Raw genomic sequence first — 26,718 nt, forward strand, 5'->3', positions numbered from 1 at the left:
CGAGCCGTGGCGGGCAGGCGAGCCGGAGGAGGCAGGCTCTCAGCCCTTGAGGCCGGTCTGGGCCAGGCCCTGGATGAACTGGCGCTGGGCGAAGATGAATACGACGAGCACGGGCACGACCGTAAGGGTCGTCGCCGCGAGCTGGACGTTCCAGATCGGGCCGCCGTAGGCGTCGACGTACTGCGTCAGCGCCTGCGGCAGGGTGAAGTTCTCCCGGCTGGAAAGGAAGACGATCGGCTCGAGGTACATGTTCCAGGACTTGAGGAACATGAAGATCGCGACGGCGGCCACGGCCGGGCGGGCCAGCGGGAAGGCGATCCGCCAGAAGATCCCGAACCGGGTGAGCCCGTCCATCCGGCCCGCCTCCTCCAGCTCGGCCGGCAGTGCGAGGAAGAACTGGCGCATGATGAAGGTCGCCAGCACGCTCGGCGCCCCGAAGATCGGGATGAGGACGAGCGGCCAGTGGGTGTCGATGAGCCCGACGGAGTTCACCATCCGGAACAGCGGGACGATCGTCACCTCGATCGGCACCAGCAGCCCCACGAGGACGAGGACGAACAGCAGGTTCGCCCCCGGGAAGCGCACCCGCGCGAAGGCGTAGCCGGCCATCGAGGAGAACAGGATCGTCCCGAGGGTGACGAGCAGCGCGATGTACAGGCTGTTCCAGTACTGCTGCGCGAAGGGCTGCAGCTCGAAGACCTGCCGGTAGGGCTCGAGCGAGGGGCTGGCGGGCCACAGGGTGGGCGGCACGCGCAGGATCTCGCTCGTCGTCTTCATGCTCGACGTCGCCATCCACCACGTGGGGAAGAGGAAGGGGACGCACGCGACGGCCATGACGGCGATGAGCACCCAACGCCAGGGACGGCGTCGGGCCTGGCGAGATCGCGGCGTCGTGTCGGGCGGGGGCGCGAAGGTCGTCTCCCCGACGGCCTGGTCGACCAGGTCAGACTTCATGGAACACCCACCGCTTTCTCGTCTGCCACTGCACGAGAGTCAGGGCGAGGACGATGACGAACAGGAGGACGGCGACGGCGCTCGCGTAGCCGAACTGGTTGAACTCGAAGGCCTGGCGGTAGAGGTAGTAGACAAGCACCGTCGTCGTGTTCCCCGGCCCGCCCTTGGTGAGGACGTCGATGAGCGCGAAGGTCTCCAGCGAGCCGACGATCGTGAGGATCGAGACGAGGAGGAGCGTCGGGGAGATCATCGGCAGGACGATCGAGCGGAAACGCCGCCACGGTCCCGCGCCGTCGAGGGTCGCGGCCTCCTGGATCTCCTCCGGCACGCCCTGGAGGGCAGAGAGGAACAGGATCATGTTGAGGCCGACGTTCTTGAAGACCTGGACGACGACGACGGCGACCATCGCCGTCACGCTGCCGCGCAGCCAGTTCGGGCCGTCGATCCCGAGGCCGTCGAGGAAGGAGTTGATCCCGCCGTCCGCCTGGAGGAGGAAGCCCCACACGATCGTCCACGCCACGAGCGAGACGACGACCGGGGAGAAGAACGCGACCCGGAAGAACGTCGTCCCCGGCAGCTTCTGGTTGAGCAGGACCGCCAGGCCCAGCGCCAGGCTGATGTTGAGGACGACGACCCCGACGGAGAACCACAGGCTCGCGACGAGCGAGTCGTGCAGGGCGGAGTCCGCCAGCATCCGCTCGTAGTTCGCGGCACCGGCGAAGGTGAAGGTGCTCGCCAGGACGTTCCACTCGTGCAGCGAGTACCAGACCACCGCGATGAGAGGCCCGACGACGAACAGCAGGCTGCCCGCGATGACGGGGGCGGTGAAGGCGTAGCCCCAGGCGGCGTCACGCCGCCGCCAGGCGGACCGGCGCTGCCGGCCCGCCTGGCTTCCGGTGACAGTGGTCATCAGTCCGCGAGCAGCGGCTCGATCGCCGAGCAGACGTCCGCGAGAACGGCCTCGACGTCGGCCGACTCGTTCCACAGGGCGTCGAGGCCCGCGCGGACGGCGGAGTCGAGCTGGGCGAAGTTGCTGTGTGCGGGCTTCACCTGCGCCCCGACGATGCTGTCGATGACGGCTGTCTCCAGCTGCTCGGGCGATAGCAGCGGGTTGGCGTTGCCCAGCACGTCGGTGGTCAGGAGCGACTCACGCGGCGGCGGGAAGTAGGCGGCCAGCTTCTCCGCGCTCTCCGGGCTGGTGAAGTAGGCGAGGAAGTCCGCGGCGATCTCCGGGTTCCCGGCGTTCTGCAGGACGCCGATGCCGGCCTGGCCGATGACGCTCTGCTGACCGGCCGGACCCGCGGGCAGCGGGACGACGTCCCACTCGAAGGAGCCGTCGAGGGAGGCAGCGCGGGAGATCTGGGTGATCGTCATCGTCACGTCTCCCCCGAAGAAGTCCGCGCTGGTCCCCGGACCGGGGACGGCGTCCTGGGTGAAGATCGCGTCGTGGAACCAGGTCATCGAGTCCACCATCGCCGGGTCGGTGAAGGTGCACTGGGTGCCGTCCGCGGACCACGGAGTGGCGTCCCAGCCACCCCAGAGCGTGGCGAGGTTGCCCCAGGCGGCGTAGTCGAAGTCGCGGACGACGAGCCCGGAGCCGCCGAGCGCCTCGACGCTCGCGGCGGAGATGTCCCGCGCAGCGTCGAAGGTCCACTCCCCCGCGGCGAGGAGGTCGGCCGGGTTGTCCTGACCGGACTCGGAGATCCGGTCGGTGTTGACGAACACGACGAACGGGGAGTTGGAGAACGGGTAGGCGAACAGGCCGTCGTCCTGCGTCCAGAGGTCGAGGGACGAGTCGAGCAGGTCGTCGTAGGCGTAGCCCTCGGTCCCTTCGAGCGTGGGACGGATGTCAGCGAGCGCGCCGCTCTCCACGAACTCCGGGGCGGTGTTCTCGAAGATCCACGCGAGGTCCGGCGGATTGCCGCCGGCGAGCTGCGTCGTGAGCGTGGTCGTGTAGTCCTCGAAGGGCAAGGCCTCGAAGGTGACGCTCGCGACGGTCTCGGGATTCTCCTGGACGTACTTCTCGCCGATCTCGTCGAAGAGCGCGAGCTGGCTCTCATCAGCGGTCCAGACGGTCATGCGCAGGTCGACGGGCGAGTCCGGGGTGGTGGCCGAGCTGCCGCCGCTGTTGTCGGAGCCGCCACAGGCGGCAAGGGAGCCGACGCAGAGGACGGCAAGAGCAGGGACCAGAGTTCGACGGTGAACCATCGTGTCTCCTTTTCTGGGGGGTGGTGCCGAGCGCCGGGCGGCGTCGGTGGAGGTGAGCCGGTCAGTAGCCGTAGACGCCGTCCGGCCAGTGGAGCTCCACGCCGTCGGCGAGGAGCCGCGAGCGCAGCTGGTCGACCAGGGCGGGGTCCCCGTGGACCTGGTGCGGGGTGGTGCGGTCGGTGATCGACGTGGCAGCGAGCACGCCCGCGACCTCACCGATGTTCCACTCGACCGGGTGCAGCCGGTAGCAGCCGTTGGTGATGTGGGTGGTGCCGATGTTCTTCGCCGCCGCGAGCAGGTTGGTCATCCGCTGCGGGACGAGCGCGCCGAGGGGGATCTCGAAGGGCGCGGAGCCGACGTCGATGTAGTTGTCGCCGCCGGTGGAAGGGTGCAGGTCGATGCGGTACATGCCCACGCCGACGCTGTCGGGGTAGCGGCGCGAGCCGGCGTCGCCGCGGACGGCGAGGGAGACGTCCTGCTCGCGGATCGTCTCGAGCGCGCGAATACGGCGTCCCTCGCGGTGGTAGGGCGCCATCGCCAGGCCGTCCTCGGTGCCCATGACGTCGGGGCGCAGGCGCAGGCCGGGCCAGCCGGTCCCACCGTCGGGGCGCGGGGCCTCGGTCTGCATCCAGTAGAGCATCGAGAGGCTGAGCTGGCGGGCGTCCTCGAGGCGGGCTGCCGCGACGTCCTCGGGGACGTCGATGACCGGTCCCTCGAAGTAGTCGATGCTCGGCCAGTTCACGAGCGTGATGTCGCTGGGGTAGGTGCCCGGCTCGAAGAGGTCCTTGGCCGCGATGCGGCGGAAGGTCCACAGGTTCCCGTCGCCGGGGTTGAGGCTCTGGTCGGCGAAGACGGACAGCGGCTCGTCGCCCGGGTTGGGCTCGAAGTGCCGTTCGGTGATCTCCAGGGTGCGCGGGTGCGGCGCGGTCCAGCTGAGGAGGTTCCCGCCCCAGAAGTCGGGACGGACCGAGCGCCAGTGGTCGTACTGGGCGGGGCGCTCGATCGTGTGGTCCTCCCCCGCGATGTGGTCGACGGCGAAGCAGACCGAGACAGCCTGGATGTTCTCCGGCTGCGCCTCGGCGGGGGCGCTGGGCTCGCCGGTCTCCGCGGACGACTCGAAGCCGGTGACGTACTCGGTGCCGGACAGCGGCAGCAGGTCACCGGTCTCGGTCGCGTCCAGCACGTAGTCGGCGCCGACGGTCGAGCGCTCGCCCGTGCGGAGGTCCTCGAGGGTGACGGAGCGGATCGTGTCCCCATCGGTCTCGCAGGCGACGGGACGGCGGTGCGTGAGGACGCGCAGCCGGCCGCCGGAGACGTAGGGGGCGAGCATCTCGTCGATGACGGCGACGGCGACGCGGGGCTCGTGGCACAGCTTGCTCACCCAGCCGGCACCCGGGTTGAGGTCGCTCTTGCGGCGCGCGGCCTCCTTGAGCGGGTAGCTGCGGCGGTAGTAGTCGCGGATGCCGTCGCGGAAGCGACGGTAGGAGGCGGTGCAACCGAAGTCCTCGATCCACGGGTGCTCGTCCGGCGGGACCGCCTGGGACGTCGACTGGCCACCGAGCCAGCCGAACTCCTCGGTGAGGATGACGCTCGCGCCGTGGCGCAGCGCGCCGAGCGCGCCCGCCACCCCGCCGAGTCCTCCGCCGACGACGAGGACCTGGGTACGTAGTTCCACCAGTGGTGCCTTTCTTCTGGCCGGTTGTCCGGCTTACTGACACGGGGCGACGGTCGCCCCGGGGACGAGGGTGCAGGGGATGCTCACCTGGAGGGCGGCACCGACAGCCGGGTCGGGCGCGAGCTGGCGCAGGACCAGGCGCACCGCGTTCGCGCCCATCTCCCAGCGTGGGATGAGGAAGCCGCTCCAGTCCACGTCCTCACCGTTCGGCCGCTCGGGGTCTCCCAGCCGGGCGATCGACAGGTCGCGGGGGACGTCGAGGCCGCGGGCGAGCGCGGCACGGCGCAGCGGGGCGGCAAGGTCGGAGGTGACGAGCGCGGCCGTGACGCCCGCACCCAGGAGGGTGTCGAGGAAGGTGCCGGACTCGAGGTCGGGAGCGTCGAAGGTGACGGGCTGCAACCCCGCGGCAGTCATCGCCTCCCGGTAGCCGCGGGAGCGGTCCTCGATGGACTCGTGGCCGGTGAACTCGTTGACCAGGACGATGCGCTGGTGGCCGAGACCGATGAGCCGCTCGACGACGGCGCGGGTGGCCTCGCGGTAGGCGGCTGCCGCGTACGGCGTCTGGCCTTGGGGCGCCTCCCGGCGGCCGACGAAGGCGAAAGGGAAGTCCTGACGGAGCATCTCGGCTAGGTCCTCGGGGTAGCTGCGGCGTCCGAGGAGCACGCAGCCGTCGGCCACCCGCAGCCGCCCGACGCGGCCCGTGGACACCAGGCTCCTGCCCGAGCGGCCGGACATCGAGGTGAACATGAGGAGATCGACGCCGGAGCGTTCCGCCTCGTCCTCGATCCCCTCGAGGAAGGGGTAGTAGAAGTCGCCGCCCGAGTGCGGGAAGACCGGCTCGTAGGTGTAGACGCCGACGATCGAGCTGCGGCCTCCCGCCAGCAGCTGCGCGCTGGGGTTGGCGGAGTACCCGGTGACGGCGATGGCCTCGAGCACCCGGTCACGCACGTCGGCGCTGACCCGGCGCTGGGCGGCGCCGGTGCCGTTGAGGACCATCGACACGGTTGTCTGGCTGACGCCCGCCAGGCGTGCGACGTCCGCCTGCGTCGCGCGCCGTCCCTTGACCACCATGTCGTCTCCTTCGACCGAGTGGCCTCAGGCAAACGGGTTTTGCGTAAAACCATAAGCGCCGGCTTTAGGTCGGGTCATGCGCATAACTCCCGAGCGACTGCCTAGATGGCGCCACGGGCCTGATGTCCCGCCTTGTCGTTTTGCGTATGACGCTGTTCGATGCCGAGCACGCGCCCTCGCCGACGACGGTGCCGGGCACTGCTTCAGCGACGAAGGAGAAGAACGGATGAGAGCACGAGCACCACGGCTCGCCACGGCCGCCGCCCTGGCGTTCACCGTGCTGGTGGGGGCGATGGCCCCCGCGACGGCGGCGGTACCACGGAAGGACGCCGCGGCCACCACACAGGCGGCCACCGCCGTCGTGCAGGACGGGCCGAGCCAGGACAACCTGCCGGTCTTCGAGTACCAGGGCGTCATCACCGACAAGGAGACGATGTCGTACAACCCGACGAACGAGTACATCTTCCCCAGCGTCTTCCACGCGGGCGCCCACCTCGAGGACCCGCTGGCCGAGTGGTACCTCTACCTCGGTCCGCACGACGCGCCGGGCGGCATCGTCCTCATGTACGCGGACTCCCTTGCGGGGCCGTGGACGGAGTACGGGGGCAGCCCGGTCATCGCCAACGAGTGGGGCGAGTACTACTCCGTCTCGCACGTCGCGACGGCCGAACCCTTCTGGCACCCGGAGGAGGACGAGCTCTACCTGTACTTCCACGGTGAGAACACGACGACGAGGTACGCGACGTCGTCGGACGGGATCCACTTCGAGTACGGCGGCGAGGCGGTGACGACGGTGCAGGGTGGGCCGGGGATCTCCGAGACGTCCTACGCACGCGTCTTCGAGCACCCCGACGCCGACTCCCGATACGCCTACGCGATGTTCTACATGGACAACACCCCGCAGAACATCCGCCGCATCCGCGTCGCGGAGTCGCACAACGGGCGCGACTGGGACGTGCGGCCCGACCCGCTCGTCGTCCCCGGCGCCGCCGAGGGGCAGAACGTCTCGAGCGCGAACCTGTGGGAGTGGGAGGGGCAGCTGTACGTCATCTACCACGCGTCGTCGGGCAAGATTCACGCGCGCACGGTGAACGACGCCCTCACCGAGACCGGCCCGACGTGGACCCTCCACGAGGCCAGCGGCGCGGGCGACGACACCGGTCGCGTCGCTGCCCCGGACATCGTCACCGACGAGACCGGCACCTATCTCTTCTACGAGTCCGGCGACCGTCTGGGCGCGACGATCAAGTTCGCCAAGCTCAATCCCGACGCCGTGCGCGAGCCGGCTCCGGGCGCCGACCCGGACCCGCTGCGCCAGCAGTGCAGCGGCGCGGCGTCCGACGAGTTCGACGGCGCCTCCCTGGACACCGACCTGTGGTCCGCGGGGGTCCGCACCGGCGCGAGCGCGCACGAGCTGCGCGACGGCTCGCTCGTCCTGCCCACCTACCGGGCGGGCGTCAACGGCGCGCCGCTGCTCCTCCAGGAGCTGCCCGACGGCGCATGGGAGGTGACGACCGAGCTGAGCTTCAGCCCCGACCAGAGCTTCCAGCAGGCCGGGCTGCTGCTGTACGCCGACGACGCGAACTACGCCAAGCTCGACCTCGTCCACGGCTCCCAGGGGCTGCGCCTGGAGTACATCCTGCGGAGGAACGGCAGCGACCGGAACACCGGCTTCGACTCCGTGGTCCCCGATGCCGGGCTGGGCGAGACCTTGTGGCTGCGGCTGACGAGCGACGGCGACACCGCGGTGGCGTCGGTGTCCTTCGACGGCGAGAGCTTCGAGCCGTGGGGGCGGCCGGTGGACGTTGCGGCGCTGTCCCCCACCGCCGTCGGGCCCTTTGCCATGCGCGGCGCGACGAATGCTGCGGAGATCGAGGCGAGCTTTGCCTGGCTGCGGTGGACGCCGACAGCGTCCGAGCAGGAGGCCTGCGAGGGCGGTCTCGTCATCCCCGAGGTCTCGGACGACGACGAGACCTCCCCGCCGGGCAACGCCTCGTTGCGCACGACGAGCGGCTGGGCCACCGGTCTGCACGACGGCAGCTTCGAGGTCCTCGTCGACCTGTGGTGGGGCACCAACGGCAGCATCCTCGCGCTGTACGAGAACGGTGAGCTCATCGCCGTCGAGAACCTCGAGCTCGCCAGTCCGCGGGCGCAGTCGTTGCGCATCCCGGTGAGCGGCCGGCCGAACGGGACGTACACGTACACCGGGACACTCATCAACTCCCAGGGTGCGACGGAGACGCAGCCGGTGACCGTCGTCGTCGACAACGCCGGACCTGGCCGGGCTCAGCTGAGCCACGACAACTGGGACGGGGACGGCAGCTTCACCGTGGCCGCGGACCTGTGGTGGGGGACGAACGCGACGTCCTACCGGATCCTCGAGAACGGCGTCGTCGTCGCCGAGGGCCCGCTCGTGGCGGCCACGCCGGGCGCCCAGCGGGCGACGGCCACCGTGAGCGGCCGCGCGCCCGGGACGTACACCTACGTCGCCGAGCTCACGAACGCCGCCGGCACGACGGCGAGCGCCCCGGTGAAGGTGACCGTCCGCCGGTAGGGGCGGCCCGCCAGCCGGGCCTCGGCGAGCCTCCCTCGACCGACCATCAAGGACGGACGGCCGGAGCCCCTACCGCCGACAGCCGGATCCTCCTCGGAGGAATCCGGCTGTCGGCGGCGGGCGGCGGGTGGTCAGGGCGGGCGGTCAGTCCTGCAGGGCGCCGGCGCGCAGGGCGGAGGCGAAGGACGGGGTGAGCGGGACGTCGGCCATGAGGGCCGCCTGGTAGGCGTGGTAGACGTCCGGCTTGCCCTCCCACGTGCCCGACGCCGGCCGGTTCGCGGGGTCGAGCTCGTGGTGCCAGGAGCCGCCCTCGCGGTCGACGAGGTAGGTGTCGGCGTAGGCCCACCAGCGCTCGACGTCCGCGCCGTAGGCTGGGTCGCCGGTCACCCGCTCGAGCACGGTGGACGTGGCGATGGCCTCGGTGACGACCCAGTGCATCCGGGCCCGGACGACGGGTTTCCCGGACCAGTCGGTCGTGTAGACGAAGCCCTCCGCGCCGTCGGCGTCCCAGCCGTCCGCCACCGCCCGGGCGGCGAGCGCCGCGGCGGCCTCGGGCAGTCCCGCGGGGGCGTCCGCGCCGAGCGTCGCGTCGACGGCGAGGAGAAGGCGCGCCCACTCCAGGCCGTGGCCCACGGTGGCGCCGTAGGGCTTGAAGGGGTCGGCCGGGCGGTCGCGGTTGTGCTCGAGCAGCGGGGCCCAGTCGGTGGCGAAGTGCTCGGGGATGCGCCACTCGTTCTCCCGCGCCCAGGTGGCGACGTGCGCGGAGATGCGTCCGGCGCGGTGGTGCCAGCGGGCGTCAGAGGTGACGTCGCCGGCGGCGAGGTACGCCTCGACGCTGTGCATGTTGGCGTTGATGCCCCGGTAGGGGGCGAGCGTGGTCCAGGCGCGGTCCCACTCGTCCACGACAAGCCCCGCCTCCTCATCCCAGAAGTGCGCGTCCTGGGCGGCGAGGGCGAGGTCGAGCAGCTCGTCCGCACCGTCGACGCCCGCGGCAACGGCGGAGCTCGCCGCGAGGACGACGAACGCGTGGCCGTAGGCCTGCTTCGTGGTGTTGGACGGGCCGTCCGCGGTGACGGCGGCGAACCAGCCGCCGTGCTCGTCGTCGTGGAGCGGGCCGCGCAGGGAGCGCACGCCGTGGGCCGCGAGCGCCGCCAGCTCCTCGCGGGACGGACCGCCGGGCGCCGGTTCTTCGCCGGCGAGGACGCCCAGGCTGAAGATGTGCGTCATGCGGCAGGTGATCCACAGCTCGACGGTCGTCGGGTCCACCTGGCCCCGCTCGTCGAGGTAGCCGAAGCCGAGCTCGCAGCGGGCGCCCGCGCCGAAGCGCAGGAGCTCGGCCCGCTGGGCGCGGCGGAAGCCGTCGCTGCTAGGGCGGCTGTCGGCGGTGGGGGTGTGGTGCGTCATCTCGGTTCCTTCCGAATCGCGGCCGTCCATACCGTAGTGCTCGCGCGCCCTTCCCCTGCGCAGACGCCGCCGTCACCGCCGACCCACCTGCTAGCCCGTGGCGGCACGTTGCCAGCATGAGTGGGACGTACAGCGTGACGATGGGCAACCGCGGCCGGCTTGTCGTCCCGGCCCTAGGTGAAGGAACGTGGACTGCGGAGGTCGAAAGGTCCACACCTAGCCAGCGCCAGGCGGCCGCCAGCGCACCGGCCCACCCCCTGGCGGGCGCCGACGAGGCCAGCGGATGACGTGGTAGGGGGACGTTAGATTGATCCGCCTCGTGGATCAATCTAACGTCCCCGCACACACACTCCTCGTGCCTCCCTGCTGGACGCATGGGCCGCTCCCCCAGCTGCGAAGGCCAGCGGATGACGTGGTGCCGAGACATGAGACGGCTCCGTCCGGCGGAGCATCTCGCATCCCCCCACACGCACGTCTCCAGTCCTTCCCGGGCACGCACGGCTGGTCCGCCCTCGCCGCCATGACGGAGCGGTGACTCAGAGCGGGGCACCGCACTCCCGCGGGCCCGCCTCCCCGCCCCTACGGCGACAGCCGGGTTCCTCGCGGGAGGAATCCGGCTGTCGGCGGTAGGTGCACAGCCGGCGCTACGTGCAGTGTCGGCGGGGGCGGGGTGGGCCGAGGGCGGCGGACTACAAAGTCGCGCGCAGGGCCCGCAGACGCGTGAGGGAGGCGTCCTTGCCGAGGATCTCCATCGACTCGAACAGCGGCGGCGACACGCGCCGGCCGGTGATGGCCACGCGCAGCGGCGCGTAGGCGAAGCGCGGCTTGATGCCCATCTCCTCGACGAGCACCGCCTTGAGCGCCTCCTGCTGGGACTCCGGGGAGAAGTCCGCCAGGCCCTCGAGCACGGCGATCGAGCGGTCGAGCACGTCGGCGGCCTCGGGGCGCAGCGCCCCGCGTGCGTCCTCCTCCACGGCCACGGCGTCGTCGGCCACGAAGAGGAATCCGAGCATCCCCGGCGCCTCGCCGAGCAGCGTCATACGCTCCTGGACCAGCGGCGCGGCGGCGGTGAGCAGCGCCTGCTGAGCGGCGGGCAGCTCCTCGAAGCTCCCCGCGGACACCACGCCGGCGTCGCGCAGGTACGGCACGAGGCGCCCACGGAAGTCCTCCGGCGCCAGCAGGCGCAGGTGGGCGGCGTTGATGGCCTCGGCCTTCTTGAGGTCGAAGCGCGCCGGGTTGGGGTTGACGTCGGCGACGTCGAAGGCGGCGACCATCTCCTCGCGGCTGAAGATGTCGTTGTCCGGGGAGATCGACCAGCCGAGCAGCGCGAGGTAGTTGAGCAGGCCCTCGGGGGTGAAGCCGCGCTGGCGGTGGAGGAAGAGGTTGGACTCCGGGTCGCGCTTGGACAGCTTCTTGTTGCCCTCGCCCATGACGTAGGGCAGATGGCCGAACTTCGGCATGACCGAGGCGACGCCGATGTCGAGCAGCGCCCGGTAGAGCACCACCTGGCGGGGGGTGGAGGACAGGAGGTCCTCACCGCGCAGGACGTGGGTGATGTTCATGAGCGCGTCGTCGACGGGGTTGACCAGCGTGTAGAGCGGCTGGCCGTTCCCTCGGACGATGACGAAGTCCGGCACCGAGCCACCCTTGAAGGTGACCTCGCCACGGACGACGTCGTCGAAGCTCACGTCCTCCTCGGGCATGCGGATGCGCAGCACCGGCTGGCGGCCCTCGGCCCGGTAGGCGGCCCTCTGCTCCTCGGTGAGGTCACGGTCGTACCCGTCGTAACCGAGCTTGGGGTCCCGCCCGGCCGCGCGGTGACGTGCCTCGACCTCCTCGGGCGTCGAGAAGGACTCGTAGGCGTGCCCCGCCTCGAGCAGCTTCGCGGCGACGTCCGCGTACAGGTCCATGCGCTGGGACTGCCGGTAGGGCTCGTGCGGTCCGCCGACCTCGACGCCCTCGTCCCAGTCCATCCCCAGCCAGCGCATCGCGTCGAGGAGCTGCTCGTAGCTCTCCTCGGAGTCGCGGGCAGCGTCGGTGTCCTCGATCCGGAACACGAAGGTCCCGCCCACGTGGCGCGCGTAGGCCCAGTTGAACAGCGCCGTGCGGATGAGCCCCACGTGCGGGGTCCCCGTCGGCGAGGGGCAGAAACGGACGCGGACGGCGCCGGAGCGGGCGCCGTCGTCGGCAAGGGCGGGAGCGGGGTTCTCGGTCATGGTGCCCCCAGCCTATCCAGCGCCGTCGGCGACCTCCTTCAGCCGCTCCACGTAGTCCGCCCACCACCGCTCGCCGCGGCGCGGCAGGTTGGTCGCGCCGGTGCGCAGGCCCGCGGCGCCGTCGATCTGCTCGCGGACGATGTCGGCGTGGCCGGCGTGCCGGGAGGTCTCGGCGACGACGTGGACGAGGACGTGGTGGAGCGTGACGTCCGCGGCCCGCCACCACGGCACGCGTCCGGGTGAGTCGAGGTCGAGCTCGGCGATGGTTGCGTCCGAGAACGCCCACGCCTGCCGGTACAGCCCGACGACGTCATCGACCGACTCCTCCGCCGTCGCCCACATGTCGGCGTTGTCGGGCGCGTCGTCACTCATCCACGGCAGCTGGACAGGGCTCGGCCGGCCGAAGGTGTCCCCGAAGTAGCCGAGCTCGACGCCGGCGAGGTGCTTGACCAGCCCGAGCAGGTTGGTGCCGGTGGGCGTGTGCGGCCAGCGCAGGTCGCGCTCGGGGAGGCCCTCGAGCTTCCAGAGCATCGCGTCCCGGGAGCGCTGGAGGTACTCGTGGAGCAGGTCCTTCGGGTCCCTCATGGCGACGTCCGCGAGAAGCACAGGCAGAACGGGTGGCCGGCCGGGCTCGCGTACACCTGGAAGTCCTCGTCGTCGTCGGGGTCCTGCGCCTCCTGGAGCAGCTGCGCCCCCACCGACATCACGTGCTCGTGGGCCGCGGCGACGTCCTCCACCCACAGGTCCAGGTGTACCTGCTGGGGGTTGCCGTCGGGCCACTGGGGCGGGACGTGGCCGGGCGCGAGCTGGACGGCGACCGGGCGCGTCCCGTCGATGACGACGTTGTGCCAGTCGTCGTGGCTCGGGTCGACCGTGCCGCCGAGGACTCCCGCCCAGAAGTGGCTCTCCGCGCCGATGTCGGCGGCGTCGAAGACGGTGGTCAGGCGCGTGATCTTCACGGTGGCCTCCTCGCTCGGGTGCGGACACGCTAGCGAGGGCAAGCGGCCGATGGGAACAGCCCCGTCACGCGTGTGGGCGCAGGGGTCCGGATGGGTCTACAGTCCTCCCGTGCCACACACGGGCCGCACGCGACCTTTCCTGCGCCGGCGATCCCCGGCACACCCCGCACAGGTCATCGTGGGGAGCTACGCGGCCGCGCTCGCCGCCGGCACCGCGCTCCTCATGCTCCCCGTCTCCGTGACCCCGGAGGCGGGCGGCAGCGCCGGCCTCGTCGACGCGCTCTTCACGGCGGGCTCCGCCGTCTCGGTGACCGGCCTGATCGTCGTCGACACCGCCACCTACTGGAGCGGCTTCGGGCACGTCGTCATCCTCGCGCTCATCGAGCTCGGCGGCCTGGGCCTCATGACCTTCGCCTCGCTGCTCGGGCTCGTGCTCGTCCACCGCCTGGGCCTGCGCTCGCGCATGGCCACGAGCGCCTCCCTCGGCACCCCGACCACCGGGGACCTGCGCGAGCTCGTCGTCGGGATCGCCAAGGTGGCCCTCACCGTCCAGGCCGCCACCGCCGTCGTCCTCGCGGCACGCTTCGCGCTCACCTACGACTACCCGCCCGGGCGGGCGCTGTGGCACGGCGTCTTCCACGCCGGCTCGGCCTTCAACAACGCCGGCTTCGCGCTGTACTCCGACAACGTCATGGGCTTCGTCGCCGACCCCTGGGTGTGTCTGCCCCTCGCCGTCGCTGTCATCCTCGGCGGCATCGGGTTCCCGGTCCTCATCCAGCTGCGCCGCCACGTGCGCATGCCGCGGCTGTGGAGCATGAACACCCGCATCGTCCTCGCCGGGACCGCGGTGCTGCTCGTCGGGGGCACCGTGACGATCACCGCCCTCGAGTGGGACAACCCCGGCACCCTCGGCCCGCTCGACGTGCCGGCGAAGCTGCTCGCGGGCTTCTTCGCTGCCACCGTCGCGCGCACCGCCGGCTTCAACTCGGTGGACGTCGCCGAGATGAACACCCAGACGTGGTTCGCCCAGGACGTCCTCATGTTCATCGGCGCCGGCCCGGCGGGCACCGCGGGCGGCATCAAGATCACGACGGCGGCCGTCCTCCTCGCCATCGTCCTCACCGAGGTCCGGGGCGAGGGCGCCGTCAACGTCTTTGGCAGGCGTCTTGCCCGCTCCGTGCACCGCCAGGCCATCACGGTGCTCACGCTGTCGGTCGCCGTCGTCATGGGTGGCACGTGGGCGCTGCTCATCACCACTGAGTTCACCCTGGACCAGCTCGTGTTCGAGGTGATCTCGGCCTTCGCCACGGTGGGCCTGTCCACCGGGATCACCCACCTCCTGCCCGACGGCGGGCAGCTGCTCCTCGTCGTCGTCATGTTCGCGGGCCGGGTCGGTCCCGTCACGCTCGCGACGGCATTGGCGCTGCGATCCCGCAAGCGCCTGTACGAACTCCCGAAGGAGAGACCCCTCATTGGCTGAGCACCTGCGCCCCCGCCGCCGCGGCATCACCTCCCTGGGGCGCGACGACTCCGTCGTCGTCGTCGGCCTGGGCCGCTTCGGCCAGGCCCTGGCCCTGGAGCTCGCCGCGTCCGGCGTCGACGTCCTCGGCATCGACAGCGACGAGACGATCGTCCAGGACCTCAACGGCCGCCTCACCCAGGTGGTCCGCGCCGACGCCACCCGGGAGGAGGTGCTGCGCCAGCTGGACGTCGCCGACTTCACCCACGCCGTCGTCGCGATCGGTTCGAGCATGGAGGCCTCCATCCTCACCAGCTCGTGGCTGCTGCGCCTGGCCGTGCCGCACGTGTGGGCCAAGGCCATCACCGCGGCCCACGGGCAGATCCTCACCCAGCTGGGCGTCCACCACGTCGTCTACCCGGAGAACGACATGGGCCGGCGGGTGGCGCACCTGCTGCGGGGCACCATCGCCGACTACCTCGACCTCGGCGGCGGCTTCGCGATGGTGACCGCGGCGGCACCGGAGGCGATGACCGGCAGGCCCCTGGACAAGGTCGGCTTCCGCAAGAAGCACAACCTCAACGTCGTCGCCGTGCGCCAGCCCGACGGCAGCTGGGGGCACGCCACCGGTGAGACCGTGCTCGCCAAGGGCGACACGATCATCGTCGTCGGCCCGGCCGCCGTCGCCGAGCGGTTCATGGAGATGACCTGAGGCGACACCGCCGTCGTCACAAGACGACGAACATGCACCCGCGAGCGCCGTTGCCCGCTAGGGTGTGGATACGCACAGACCTCGAGCCGGCTCACGCAGGCTGGTGGGGGGGCGACGACGGCGCTACTTCTCGGGCGGGGAGTGGCGCCGCCGTTGTGCGGACACCGACGGTGAGGCCCGGCGGGAGCGGTACCCTCGCCCGGAGGTCCTCGGAGGGAGAAGCACCATGGCGCTGACCGTGGCGGTGGCGCAGTTCGCGCCCGGGCAGGACAAGGCCGCGAACCTGCGGACCATCGAGGAGCAGCTGCGCACGGCTGCCTCCCGCGGCGCGCGGCTCGCGGTGCTGCCCGAGTTCTCCGTCTTCACCGCGCCGGCCATGGACGAGCGCTTCGTCGCGAGCGCCGAGCCGCTGGACGGGCCGAGCGTCGGGCGGCTGCGGGAGCTGTCGGCCGAGCTGGACCTCACCGTCGTCGCCGGGGTCAACGAGGCCGCCGACGGCGAGCGGATCCACAACGCGCTCGTCGGCCTCCAGGGCGGCGAGCTGCGCGCGCTCTACCGCAAGGTCCACCTCTACGACGCCTTCGGCTACCGGGAGTCCGACCGCGTCATCGCGGCCGACCCGCGGGAGGCCGCGCTGCTCGAGGTCGACGGCTTCACCGTGGGACTGCAGACCTGCTACGACATCCGCTTCCCCGAGGTCTCGCGCACGCTCGTCGACGCCGGCGCCGACGTCCTCGCGGTGCCCGCCGCCTGGGCGCCCGGGCCGCTCAAGGAGTACCACTGGGGCACGCTGCTGCGCGCTCGGGCGATCGAGAACACCGTCTACGTGCTGGGCGCGGACCAGACCGGGCCGACGAGCGTGGGCAACAGCGTCATCCTCGACCCCATGGGCGTGGCCCTGGCCGCGGCCGGCGAGGCGCCCGGCGTGGCCGTGGCACAGCTGGGTCGGACGCGTCTGGAGCAGGTGCGCGCAGTCAACCCGGCGCTGCGGCTGCGCCGCTTCCGCGTGACGCCGGCGGAGGGCTGAGCAGCCCCGGACGGTGGCGTCTGACTTAGCGCACATGCCTATACAATTCCGCGGTCGGCAACGGGTGCCGGCCACGAGTGGAGGCGATGATGCGCTCACACAACCAGGCGGCAGCAGTCGTCCTCAGCCTTGGCCTCGTGCTGGCCGCGTGCTCCGACGCGGAGGAGCCGCCCGCGGACGCCACGCCCAGCCCGACCGCACCGGCGCCGACGACGGAGACCACTGACGCCGCCGCCGAGGGCCACGGCGCCCACGGTGCGCAGGGCGCCGAGGATGCTCCGGCCGCAGCGGTGACCGGCCCTGTCACGGCCTCCGTCCTCGGCACCTCGACCGGCAGCTACGGCCCGCTGGACGAGGGCCTGGGCAGCGCGACGAACACGCTCGTCGTCGAGGGCACCGTCACGCTCGTCAAGGACGAGGACGGCACCCAGATCTCCACCAACGTCACCGGCCTGCTCTCCGGTGCGCCCCACCCCGCCCACCTGCACGACGGTTCGTGCACCGAGTTCGGTGGGCACTACATGCACGACCACTCCGGCCCGCCGGAGCCGCCGAACGAGATCTGGCTGTCCTCCAGCAACGACCCGGCCGGGCCCCTCGAGCCCAGCCAGACGGGCACCGCGGTCGGCGCGGGCGGCGCCGACTGGGTCCCGCGGGAGACGCCGCTGTCGATGATGATTCACGACTCCGAGTTCCCCGGCCTGCCCATCGCCTGCGCGGACTTCGCCGCCTACGACGGACCCGCGACCCTCGTGCTCGAGCCCGCCGAGGATGGCGTCGAGGCGATCGAGTACTCCCTCGACGACGGCGAGTGGCTGGCCTACGAGGGTCCCGTCGAGATCGCCGAGCCGGGGACCTACACGGTGTCCTACGCGCCCGCCGGCGAGCACGACGACGCCCCGGAGATCTCCTTCACCGTCGCCGGCTAGGCCCGGTAGCCCCCCCTCATGCGCCGAGAGCCGGATTCCTCGGGAGGAATCCGGCTCTCGGCGCGTGTGGGGCGCGGCTGCTCACTCCACCGGGATGATGACGCCCTGGTACTCCTCCTCGATGAACTGGTCCATCTCCTCGGAGGTGAGCAGCTCGTAGAGGGTCGCGATACGCGGGTCGTCCGCGAGCTCCGGCGTGGTCGACAGGACGTTGTAGTAGTCGCTGTCGCTCTCCTCGGCGAGGATCATCTTGTCCTCGCCCAGGCCTGCGGGCAGCGCGAAGGCGGCGGTGACGATCGCAGCGTCCTGGTCCTCCACGGCCTGCGGGAGGGTGGCGTTCTCGATCTCGACGAACTCGATGCCCCGCGGGTTCGCGGTGATGTCGGCGATCGTGATGGGCTCCTCGGTGACCTCGATGAGGCCGTGCGCGGCGAGCAGCTTGAGGGCGCGGCCCTCGTTGGTCGGGTCGTTGGGGATGGCGACCGAGGCGCCGTCGGGCAGCTCCTCCAGCGAGCCGAAGTCGTTGGAGTACAGGCCCATCCGCGGCAGGTAGACCTCGCCGACGGACACGAGGTCCTCGCCCATCGCCTCGTTGAAGGTCTCCATGAACGTCGTGTTCTGGAAGAGGTTGGCGTCCGCGTCGCCGTCCACCACGGCGGGGTTCGGCGTGTTGTAGTCGCTGAACTCGACGAACTCCACGGTCAGGCCCTCGGCCGGGGCGAGCTCCTCGGCGACGAAGCGCAGCATGTCACCGGCCGGGACCGCGAGCGCGGCCACGCGGATGGTGTCGGACCCGGCGTCGGAGGATCCGCCGTCGTCGTCCCCTCCCCCGCAGGCGGTGAGGGCAAGGGCGGCGACGACGGCGACGGGCAGGGTGCGGGTGAGGCGCATGGATCTACTTCCTAACGGTGGGAGGCGCGTCGGGCGACGTAGTTGCCGACGGACTGGAGGATCTGGACAAGGACGACGAGGAGCACGACGACGACGAGCATGTACTCGAGGCTGTAGCGCTGGTACCCGTAGCGGAAGGCGACGTCCCCGAGCCCGCCGCCGCCGACGGCGCCGACCATCGCGGAGTAGCCGATGAGGCCGACGACGGTCGTCGACAGTCCCAGCGTGAGGGCGGGGACCGCCTCGGCGAGGAGGACCTTGAACGTGATCGTGCGCCTGGTCGCGCCGAGGGAGACGGCGGCGTCGACGACGCCGCGGGGCACCTCGCGGACGGCGATCTCCACGAGCCGGGCGAAGAACGGGATGCCGGCGATGGTGAGCGGGACGATCGAGGCGGTCGGGCCGATGAAGGTGCCGACGACCAGCCGGGTGAAGGGGATGAGCAGGATCATGAGGATGATGAACGGGATCGAGCGTCCGATGTTGACGACGACGTCGAGCAGCCGGTTCAGTGCCTTCCCCAGCGCGCGGGAGCCAAAGGGCTTGGCGTAGAGGCCGCCGTCTTCGGTGGTGACGAGGAGGACGCCGATCGCGATGCCGACGACGACCGTGAAGAGGAGCGCGACGAAGACCATGTAGAGGGTCTCCCACGTCGCGGCGGTGACGACCTCGACGAGGTCGGACCAGAAGTCCGGGTCGTTGCGGTCGATCATCGGACCACCTCCACGAAGAGTCCCTGCGAGCGCAAGTAGGTGAGCGCGGTCTGGATCTGCTCGCCGGACCCGGGGATCTCGAGGCGGGTGCGGCCGGTCTGGGTGCCGTCGTGGATGGTCTCCATGGCGGCGCCGAGGATCGCGACGTCCAGCCCCTGGTCGCGTGCCAGGCGCGCGATGACCGGCTCGGAGGAGGTCTGCTTGGTGAAGGTGACGTCGATGATCGTCGTGCCGCGCTCGGCGGGGAGCTCGCCGAGCTGGAAGAGCTCGGCGGCCAGGCGGGAGCCGGGCGTGGTGAGCAGCTGGTCCATGGGGCCGTGCTCGAGGATGCGGCCGTGCTCCATGAGCGCGGCGGAGTCGCAGATGCGCTTGATGACGTCCATCTCGTGGGTGATGAGGAGGACGGTGAGGCCGAGCTCGCGGGACAGGCGGCGAATGAGGTCGAGGACCGAGCGGGTGGTCTCCGGGTCCAGGGCCGAGGTCGCCTCGTCGGAGAGGAGGACGCTCGGGTTGTCGGCCAGGGCGCGGGCGATGCCGACGCGCTGCTTCTGGCCGCCGGAGAGCTGGGCGGGGTAGGCGCCGGCGCGGTCCGACAGGCCGACGAGCTCGAGGATCTCGGTGGCGCGCTGGCGGCGCTCGGCGCGGGAGGTGCCCGCGATCTCGAGGGCGAGCTCGACGTTGGACTGTGCGGTGCGCGAGGACAGGAGGTTGAAGTGCTGGAAGATCATCCCGGCGCGACGGCGGGCCTCGCGCAGCTCCTTGCCCTTGAGCTCGGAGATGGCGGCGCCGTCCACGGTGACCGTGCCGGAGTCCGGCTTCTCGAGGGCGTTGACCGTCCGGATGAGCGTGGACTTGCCCGCACCGGACTGCCCGACGATCCCGAAGATCTCCCCCGGCTCGACGTGCAGGGTGACGTGGTCGAGCGCGTGGACCTCGCCGCCGGGCGTGCGGAAGGTCTTCGACACGTCTACCAGCTCGATCAACCGGGCCTCCTCCAGGACACGAGGCGCGCGTGGATGCGGCACGTCGTGGCAAGTCCAGGGTCCGACGGCGGACGGTGCGATGTCCACCTCTAGAGACACCCGTCTCAGGATACGACCTGTGACGTGCAGCGCGGCCGGCGAGGCTGACGGCTGCGCGCCCGCGCGGGCTTGCGTCGCCCTTTCAGATCTTAGGGCGTCCCTACGACTATGGGGCGGGGAGCGGTACGTGCGACCCAAGGGGGCACCGCGCGGGCCGCACCGCACACCTCAGCCAGCCGGCCTACCGCGGGTCGGAGATCGGCGAGAGGCGGCCGTCGACCATCTCGACCACACGGACGCAGTGGGTGAGCACACCGTGGTCGTGGGTGACCATGACGACGGCGATCCCCCGCTCATGGCACCGAGTGGCGCGGTGCCCGGCGACGGTCGCGTCAGTGCCCCTGGGTACAGGACCAGACTTTGCGCCACCGCCCGGCGATCGGCAGGCGGGGGGCGGTCACCCTCGCCGGCAACCGCGACAGCCGCAGCATCACCCGCTCCGTCCGTCCACCGTCGGGCGTGCCGGTGCAACGGTGGGACCAGGAGGTTCGACCTTGGCGTCGGGAGCACACGATGATCTGCACGAGCGTCAGCAGCGCGGTCGGCGGTCGGGTGCGCGCCGTCGTCGTCGTGCTCACGGGACTGCTCGCGGTCCTCGCCCTCCTGGTTGCGCCCGAGGCACAGGCACAGACGGAGGAGCCGACCCGGGACCCGACCGACCGTGCCTGTGCCCTCGCGCAGAGCCTCAACGCGCAGGCTCGGCCTCAGGACGCCCGCGCCCTCATCGACGAGCATCGCGCCGCAGCGGCAGCGCATCGCCGCGACTGTGCCCCGGAGTACTTCGAGGCACAGGCCCGGACCTCGCTGGCGACGGTCGTCTCGGCGCTGGCGGACGACGCCGCCCTCGCGCCGCTGCGCGGCCAGCTCGCCGACGTCTGCGGCACGTCGGCGGGCACGCGCAGCGAGGTTCTCGCCGCCTGCGACGTCGCCGTGTCCACCGAACAGCCAACGACCTGGAGCGAGGACGTTGCATCCTCCCTCGCGGTCTTCGTCGAGCGGTGGGCGGAACCACTCCGGGACCTCGCGCTCGCCGTCGTCGGCTTCCTTGCCGCCGTCTACGTGCTCGCCCGCGTCCGGACCCGTCGCCTCTCGCCGACGCAGTACGCCGTGCTGGCCAGGATCGGCGCCAGCCGTCGTGGTGCGAAGGTCGCCACCGGCGTGGTGGTGCTCGCCGCAACGGCTGCGTTCGTCTTCCTCGTCGTCTGGGCACCACGCGCGAGCGGGGACACACCGGTGATCGCTGCTGTCGCCGTCGGGGTCCTCGCCCTCACGGCGTGGGCGGTGGACCGCCTCGCCCGGCTCTTGGCGAGCTCGCTGCGGATCGCGGTGACGGTGCGGGGCGCAGACGGCAAGGAGTCGACGAGTGCGACCACGCACGTCATCGGCATCCTCAACGAGCTCGGGGCCCGGGGCCCGCGAGGGGCGCAGTTCCCCCGCGGCACGGACGTCTCCGCGCTCGACACCGCCGTCATCAGCGCGCTCCCGGCGGGCGCCGTCGCGAAGCTCCTCCTCGCCGTCCTCCACGTGCTCGTCCCGCGCGCCCCGTGGGAGGTGTCCGTCGACGAGGAGTCCGTGGACCGCGAGACGGTGGAGGTCACCCACAACGGCCGCTCCGCCCTCGTTGCGGTCGTGGACCGAGACGCGCTCGGCCTCCGCACGCCGGTGCTCACCTCGAGCGGGTCTCTCTCCTCGGAAGCGGTGGTCCTGCCCGACCTGCACCGCATGAGCGCCGCCCTGGTGCTGGCCAAGCTGCACGAGGTGCATCGATTCCCCGGGTTGGGGGGTGCGACCGACGGCCTGTCTGTCGGGTTCCAGGCCGTGGCCACCAGCGACTTCGCACGCGACTACGACGCGGCCGCGCCGCTCCTCGCCCGGGCCGTCGGCCTGGACAGCGCCAACCTCGCCGCGACGCTGGGCCTGCTCCACTGCCGGTTCCGCAGCGCCAGCACCGCGCCGGACCTCGAGCTCTACGTCGACGAGCTCGCCGCCCTCCTCGACAGGCTCGAGCGCCTCAGCGAGGACGATCCAGCGGGCGCGACTCTGCTCATCTGCCGGGCGCGGCTCAACCGGCTCGTCGCCCGGATCAACCTCGCCTTCGCCGACGGCGGTGACGGTGCCGCCGGGCTGGAGTGCTCCCGGGAGCTGGCGAAGGCGCTCGTGACGGACGTGGACACGCTCCTCACGGCTTCGGCAGTCCCCGCCGAGAGCATCACGCTGCTCCGGGCGATAGGGCGCAACGCCCGGATCCTCATGGTCGTCGGGACGGACACCGGCTTCCTCGAGCCGCCCCTCACCCCGCTCGAGCACCACCAGGCCGCCTGCCACGACGCCACGGCCCCCACGCCTGCGCTCGAGCGGGCGGTCCACCACCTCCGTCTCGCAGCCGCCGAGCCGCAGCTTGCCGCATGGCGCGCACTGGATCCCCAGCTCGCGGACTTCCGCCGTACCGACACCTACCGTGCGGCGTTCCCGCCCGACAAGGACGAGTTCTTCTCCCTGCCCGGCATCGCTCGACTGAAGGACCACCTCACGCGCCTGGGCATCACGGGTGAACGCGACCTCCTCGCGCACTCGCCCACCGAGCTCGCCCAGCTGCTCGGGACGACCTCGGCCGTGGCCGACCGCCTGCTGGCACTCTCCCGCCTCGTCTCCCGGGTGCCCGCCGACCTCCATCCCTGGCGTTTCACGATCGGCTCCTGGGTCGCGCGGAAGGCGCGTCCGGGCCTCACGCGAGCGGAGCTGGCGGAGGCCGTCGACGAGGACCTTGCGGAGGAGCTCACGGCGGGTGAGATCACGGCGCTCCAGGTGTGGGTCCGCGAAGGCTCCTGCCGCCGGTCCGACGTCGCGGACTACCTGCGCGCCGCCGCCTGAGCCCGAGCGCGTCTGTTTCCGGACCTTGCGTCGCACTTCCGCGTCTTCGGTCGCCCAGAGAAACGGACGCCAGAGGTGTGTAGGTGCGACGCAAGCGACCGGCTCAGCCGCGCAAGCGCGCCAGCCCCTCTGCGGCCCGCTCCAGGACACTCTCCTGCTTGACGTAGGTGAAGCGCACCCACGAACCCAACGCCTCCGCCGTCGGCGATCCCGCGGCGCAGAAGGCACTGACGGGGATACCCACGACGTCGGCCAGCTCGGGCAGCCGGCGGCACAGGTCGACGGCGTCGGTGAAGCCGAGCGGGGCGGCGTCGGCGACGACGAAGTACGTCCCGGCCGCCCGCGCGGTGGCGAAGCCGGCGGCGTCGAGCGCCCCGGTGAGGAGGTCGCGGCGCGACTGCAGGGAGGCCCGCAGCCCGGCGACGTACTCCCCCGTCCGCCCGTCCTCGTCGGCCAGCCCGGCGGCGACGGCGTACTGGAACGGCCCGGAGGCGACGTACGTGAGGAACTGCTTGACGGTACGGACGGCCGTGACGAGCTCCGCCGGGCCGTGGATCCACCCGACCTTCCAGCCGGTGAAGGACAGCGACTTCCCCGAGGAGGAGATCGTCAGCGTGCGCCCCGCCGCGGCGGGCAGGGTGGCGAGCGGGACGTGCCGCACGCCGTCGTAGGTGAGGTGCTCGTAGACCTCGTCGGTGACGACGACGGCGTCACGCGCCGCGGCCTGCTCGGCCAGCAGGGTCAGCTCCTCGGTGGTGAGGACCGTGCCGGTGGGGTTGTGCGGGGTGTTGACCAGGACGATGCGGGTGCGGTCGGTGAAGGCGGCGCGCACGTCGTCGGGGTCGAGGTGGAAGCCGTCGGGGCCGGGGCGCAGCGCGATGGTGCGGTGGGTGGCGCCGGCCATGGCGATGGAGGCGGCGTAGGAGTCGTAGTACGGCTCGAGGGTGAGGACCTCGTCGCCCGGGCCGGCGAGCGCGAGGATCGTCGCGGCGATCGCCTCGGTGGCACCGGCGGTGACGAGCACCTCGGTGTTCGGGTCGACGCTCAGGCCGTAGTGGCGAGCCTGATGCGCGGCGAGCGCCTCGCGCAGCTGCGGGATGCCGGGGCCCGGCGGGTACTGGTTGTGGCCCTCGCGGATCGCGGCGACGGCGACGTCCTTGAGGTGCTCCGGCCCGTCGACGTCCGGGAAGCCCTGACCGAGGTTCACGGCCCCCGTGCGGGTGGCGAGCTCGGACATCTCGGCGAAGATCGTCGGGGCCACGACGCCCGACGGCGAGAGCAGGCCGGCCCCGCGGGCCACGTCGATCCAGCGGTCACTACGCATAGGCGGCATCGTCGCACCGCGCGTCCGACATTGCTGGACCCGTCCGCCCGACGACATCGTCAAGTCGAAGGCGTGAACGACGTGTCGGTTCGCCCAGCGCGCGCCAGCAGCAGAACCCGTCCCGAACGCGCGCTAGTCGACAGCGAACTACTTGGTCCTCTTCGTTGTCGGCTGCGGGTTCTGACGCGCCGTCGAGCTTGCTTGTGTCTTGTTCCCCGTGACGTAGCGCCCGGTGAGCGCACTTCGTCGAACGCCGGTCACCCGGTACGTTCCCCCGCCGAGACTCTGAAACGAGCCACTCTTGCTGCTTTTGGTCACGATGCCCTCCTGAGTCGAGTGTAGTTCCTGATCTACTTCGGTACGGCGTCACCGAGCCGCGTGCTCCAGTCATCGGCGATGCCCGACAATGCGTCTCGCCACATGAGCGCCGACGCTTCGTAGGCACGCGCGGCTTCCGGCAGGCCAACGCTCAGCACCGCTGTCACGAAGCTAGCCCATGGTGCGATACGGACGGGGATCGCCAACGCCAAGACCGACTTCCATCGCACGGTTGAGCCATCGTCGGTGTCCTTGAAAAGGACCGACTCCGAGCCGAGCGCTCTGCCGGCGACCCAACGGCTGTCATGACCAGTCTCGACCATCCGCAGGTCCGTCACGCTTCGGTAGTACCGATCCTGAGTCGCCCACCGCGCGAGGTTCCCTGCCCCGTCTGCGAGCCAGAGTGTGAGATTGAGTCGTTCGGTACCCAGTGAACTTCGCAAGGTCTCTGCATCGGATGCCAGCTGATCCGAGTAGATCTGCTGGAGTTCCGCGAAGCGCTCCGCGTGCTCGTCCCACACGCGAAGCGCCCGATCTTGTGGAGCGACGTAGGCGGCGGAGCTGACGTCGCGCAGTTCCCGGATGATCTGGGCAGCGTCGGAGTGGTCCTGAAGAAGTACTGCTCGCATCCCGATCGCGTCCCACTGATCGGCGAGCGCCTGCTGCACGGCCGAAAACTCCTCCCTCGCCAGGTCGAAGCCTTGGCGGGCAAGGAGAACGACAGCGGCATGGTCCGCCGGTCGGTCTGCCAGCACGGTGTGTAACCACTGACGAAGGTCAGGATCACGATAAGACGTACCGGCGATGATTAGCGCTCCTCTCGACATCGCTCTCCGCAAGTAGGCCAGTTGCCACGACTCCGCCTCGCTCAGCAGATCGGTGAAGTCCTTGAGAGTCAGTACGACATCCCGCACCTGGTCGAGAGCGATGACGCCGTGCAGGTGGTGAACCTCGTGCCCAACACCAGCAAGCGCCTCACCGGTGACGGACAGGGCGGGAAACCCCTCGCCTTCGATGGCGTGCTCGAGAAGAGTGTCGAAGTTGAGCGTGACGAGCTGGGTATCCTCACTCTCGCCGGTGAGGAGGTGACCGACCGCCGCAAGATGGAGCGGCGACGCGTCCAAGTCCTGGACCCCCTCATACAGCGACGCCCGCAGGATCTGCTCCCAACGTCCTCCCGCAGCCGCTCGCGCAGCCTCCGCCACGAGGAGTGGGTCCTGCCGAGAGACGAGGAGCTCAGCGGCGTCGAGGGTCTCCACCGAACCACTTCGGATCAGCAGTCGAGCAGCAAACTCGTCCCACCCTGGAAGGCCCGACGTCGTCGACGCTCCGGCACCGAGGAGCAGAGTCGTGTGCTTCTCGGTGCCGGAGTCAATGAACTGCGACATCATCTGGGCACTGAGATCCGGGGCACTCACGTGGGCATCGTTGCACCTCTTACCGACACGGGGCAGCGAACGTGCGAGGTGGCGCGTCCGGAGTTCGCGGGCAGTGCGTTCGACTCGAGCGCCCTCACAACCAGTCGTGCTCCCGCGCGTAGCGAGCGGCCTCGTGGCGCGTGCCGGTCTGGGCCTTCTGCATCGCGTTCGAGAGGTAGTTCCGCACCGTTCCCTGCGCCAGGTGCAGCTGGTTCGCGATCTCGGCGACCGAGCACCCCTCTCCCGTCACGCGCAAGACCTCCACCTCACGATCGGTCAGTGGACTGTCGCTGATCACCGCGGCGGCCGACACGTCGGGGTCGATCCAGCGCCGCCCCTCGTGCAGCGCCGTGATGACGCCGGCGATGTGCGCCGGATCGGCCGACTTGCTGACGAGGCCCTGGACGCCGAGCTTGAGCGCACTGCGAAGCACGCCGGGTCGTGCGTGCCGGGTGAGCATGAGCACCACCTGCTCGGGAAGCCTGCGCCGCACCTCCCCCACCGTCCCGAGGCCGTCGAGCCCCGGCATCTCGAGATCGATGACGAGGACGTCGGGACGGTGCGCGAGGGTGGCTGCCACGGCGTCCCGCCCGTCCACCGCCTCAGCGAGCACCGCGATGTCGCCCTCGAGCGGGAGCAGCGCGGCGAGCGCCTCGCACGGTCTGTGCCTGCCGCACGACGAGCAGCGGCCCGACGGCGACGAACATCGGGATGAACAAGGTGAGGTTGAGCCCCCGGAAGTGCCGCTGCGACGCCGGTCCGGCGCCGCGCGCCGGCGGGCGCGGTCGGCGCGTTGTCGAAGCTGGTGGGTTCATGGACCGCCCACGGACGGGGACGGGGCTCCCCCGGCGACGGTTTTCGGGTGACCGACGGACCCCGGCCAGCATCTACGCCACGATCATCATGCTCGACGACCGGCAGCAGAAGTACCTC

The 26,718-nt window shown here is 71.1% G+C and carries 21 protein-coding genes; 6 read left to right on the top strand and 15 right to left on the bottom strand.

Translation table 11 applies throughout. From position 1 onward, the window contains the following. Positions 1 to 39 precede the first annotated feature (39 nt). The 5 genes from M3148_RS01855 to M3148_RS01875 form a co-directional block, all read right to left on the bottom strand. Positions 40 to 954, bottom strand: coding sequence for a carbohydrate ABC transporter permease (locus M3148_RS01855; RefSeq protein WP_251302936.1), 915 nt, complete (start codon positions 952 to 954; stop codon positions 40 to 42). Continuing rightward, positions 944 to 1,864 carry a carbohydrate ABC transporter permease gene (locus M3148_RS01860; protein ID WP_251302937.1) on the bottom strand — a complete coding sequence of 307 codons (921 nt, stop codon included), beginning with the start codon at positions 1,862 to 1,864 and terminating at the stop codon, positions 944 to 946. The genes M3148_RS01855 and M3148_RS01860 overlap by 11 nt, the downstream gene beginning before the upstream one ends. Beyond that, the gene (locus tag M3148_RS01865) at positions 1,864 to 3,162 is read right to left on the bottom strand and encodes an ABC transporter substrate-binding protein (protein WP_251302938.1); all 1,299 of its coding nucleotides are present in this window, start codon (positions 3,160 to 3,162) and stop codon (positions 1,864 to 1,866) included. Before M3148_RS01865 ends, M3148_RS01860 begins: the two co-directional genes overlap by 1 nt. A gap of 61 nt (positions 3,163 to 3,223) precedes the next feature. Further along, positions 3,224 to 4,837: an FAD-dependent oxidoreductase gene (locus M3148_RS01870; protein ID WP_308203197.1), complete on the bottom strand. Its 1,614-nt coding sequence runs from the start codon at positions 4,835 to 4,837 to the stop codon at positions 3,224 to 3,226. Between the two features lie 33 nt (positions 4,838 to 4,870). Next, complete coding sequence (locus M3148_RS01875) at positions 4,871 to 5,908, bottom strand: LacI family DNA-binding transcriptional regulator (RefSeq protein ID WP_251302939.1); 1,038 nt, start codon at positions 5,906 to 5,908, stop codon at positions 4,871 to 4,873. Between the two features lie 226 nt (positions 5,909 to 6,134). On the opposite strand from M3148_RS01875, the gene M3148_RS01880 reads away from it, so the two are divergent. Then, complete coding sequence (locus tag M3148_RS01880) at positions 6,135 to 8,462, top strand: DUF1349 domain-containing protein (protein WP_251302940.1); 2,328 nt, start codon at positions 6,135 to 6,137, stop codon at positions 8,460 to 8,462. A gap of 144 nt (positions 8,463 to 8,606) precedes the next feature. Here the strand turns inward: M3148_RS01880 and M3148_RS01885 are convergent, their stop codons facing one another. From M3148_RS01885 to M3148_RS01900, 4 genes are all read right to left on the bottom strand, one after another. After that, entirely contained in the window at positions 8,607 to 9,866 is a 1,260-nt protein-coding gene (locus M3148_RS01885) for an AGE family epimerase/isomerase (protein ID WP_251302941.1), read from the bottom strand. A gap of 689 nt (positions 9,867 to 10,555) precedes the next feature. Beyond that, complete coding sequence (gene gltX / locus M3148_RS01890; RefSeq protein ID WP_251302942.1) at positions 10,556 to 12,082, bottom strand: glutamate--tRNA ligase; 1,527 nt, start codon at positions 12,080 to 12,082, stop codon at positions 10,556 to 10,558. A 12-nt stretch (positions 12,083 to 12,094) separates the two neighbouring features. Further along, positions 12,095 to 12,667 (bottom strand): DinB family protein, encoded by a 573-nt coding sequence (locus M3148_RS01895; protein ID WP_251302943.1) that lies wholly within the window; start codon positions 12,665 to 12,667, stop codon positions 12,095 to 12,097. Next, positions 12,664 to 13,041: a VOC family protein gene (locus M3148_RS01900; RefSeq protein WP_251302944.1), complete on the bottom strand. Its 378-nt coding sequence runs from the start codon at positions 13,039 to 13,041 to the stop codon at positions 12,664 to 12,666. Before M3148_RS01900 ends, M3148_RS01895 begins: the two co-directional genes overlap by 4 nt. Positions 13,042 to 13,150: 109 nt before the next feature. Here M3148_RS01900 and M3148_RS01905 point away from each other — a divergent pair, with 109 nt between their 5' ends. The 4 genes from M3148_RS01905 to M3148_RS01920 all read left to right on the top strand — a co-directional run bounded on the left by M3148_RS01905 (position 13,151) and on the right by M3148_RS01920 (position 17,168). Beyond that, on the top strand, positions 13,151 to 14,521 hold the full coding sequence (locus tag M3148_RS01905) for a TrkH family potassium uptake protein (protein ID WP_251302945.1): 1,371 nt from the start codon (positions 13,151 to 13,153) through the stop codon (positions 14,519 to 14,521). Beyond that, a complete protein-coding gene (locus tag M3148_RS01910; protein WP_251302946.1) occupies positions 14,514 to 15,212 on the top strand; it encodes a potassium channel family protein in 699 nt (232 codons plus the stop codon). The genes M3148_RS01905 and M3148_RS01910 overlap by 8 nt, the downstream gene beginning before the upstream one ends. Positions 15,213 to 15,438: 226 nt before the next feature. Beyond that, positions 15,439 to 16,239, top strand: coding sequence for a carbon-nitrogen hydrolase family protein (locus M3148_RS01915; RefSeq protein ID WP_251302947.1), 801 nt, complete (start codon positions 15,439 to 15,441; stop codon positions 16,237 to 16,239). A gap of 89 nt (positions 16,240 to 16,328) precedes the next feature. After that, positions 16,329 to 17,168, top strand: coding sequence for a hypothetical protein (locus M3148_RS01920; RefSeq protein WP_251302948.1), 840 nt, complete (start codon positions 16,329 to 16,331; stop codon positions 17,166 to 17,168). An 81-nt stretch (positions 17,169 to 17,249) separates the two neighbouring features. Here M3148_RS01920 and M3148_RS01925 read toward each other — a convergent pair whose 3' ends face one another. Genes M3148_RS01925 through M3148_RS01935 form a run of 3 tightly spaced genes read right to left on the bottom strand, consistent with a single transcriptional unit; the run spans position 17,250 to position 19,755 of the window. Continuing rightward, positions 17,250 to 18,059, bottom strand: a complete 810-nt coding sequence (locus M3148_RS01925) for a MetQ/NlpA family ABC transporter substrate-binding protein (RefSeq protein WP_251302949.1) — start codon at positions 18,057 to 18,059, stop codon at positions 17,250 to 17,252. Positions 18,060 to 18,070: 11 nt separating this feature from the next. Further along, positions 18,071 to 18,772: a methionine ABC transporter permease gene (locus M3148_RS01930; RefSeq protein ID WP_251302950.1), complete on the bottom strand. Its 702-nt coding sequence runs from the start codon at positions 18,770 to 18,772 to the stop codon at positions 18,071 to 18,073. Next, positions 18,769 to 19,755: a methionine ABC transporter ATP-binding protein gene (locus M3148_RS01935; protein WP_251302951.1), complete on the bottom strand. Its 987-nt coding sequence runs from the start codon at positions 19,753 to 19,755 to the stop codon at positions 18,769 to 18,771. Before M3148_RS01935 ends, M3148_RS01930 begins: the two co-directional genes overlap by 4 nt. 612 nt (positions 19,756 to 20,367) lie before the next feature. On the opposite strand from M3148_RS01935, the gene M3148_RS01940 reads away from it, so the two are divergent. Beyond that, the gene (locus M3148_RS01940; protein ID WP_251302952.1) at positions 20,368 to 22,725 is read left to right on the top strand and encodes a hypothetical protein; all 2,358 of its coding nucleotides are present in this window, start codon (positions 20,368 to 20,370) and stop codon (positions 22,723 to 22,725) included. A gap of 103 nt (positions 22,726 to 22,828) precedes the next feature. Here the strand turns inward: M3148_RS01940 and M3148_RS01945 are convergent, their stop codons facing one another. From M3148_RS01945 to M3148_RS01955, 3 genes are all read right to left on the bottom strand, one after another. Beyond that, positions 22,829 to 24,049, bottom strand: a complete 1,221-nt coding sequence (locus M3148_RS01945; RefSeq protein WP_251302953.1) for an aminotransferase class I/II-fold pyridoxal phosphate-dependent enzyme — start codon at positions 24,047 to 24,049, stop codon at positions 22,829 to 22,831. Between the two features lie 350 nt (positions 24,050 to 24,399). Further along, entirely contained in the window at positions 24,400 to 25,785 is a 1,386-nt protein-coding gene (locus M3148_RS01950) for an SIR2 family protein (RefSeq protein WP_251302954.1), read from the bottom strand. Between the two features lie 94 nt (positions 25,786 to 25,879). After that, positions 25,880 to 26,425 carry a response regulator transcription factor gene (locus tag M3148_RS01955; protein WP_285882871.1) on the bottom strand — a complete coding sequence of 182 codons (546 nt, stop codon included), beginning with the start codon at positions 26,423 to 26,425 and terminating at the stop codon, positions 25,880 to 25,882. Positions 26,426 to 26,718: the final 293 nt, after the last annotated feature.

This window comes from Georgenia satyanarayanai, from assembly GCF_023715365.1.
Lineage (GTDB): Bacteria > Actinomycetota > Actinomycetes > Actinomycetales > Actinomycetaceae > Oceanitalea > Oceanitalea satyanarayanai_B.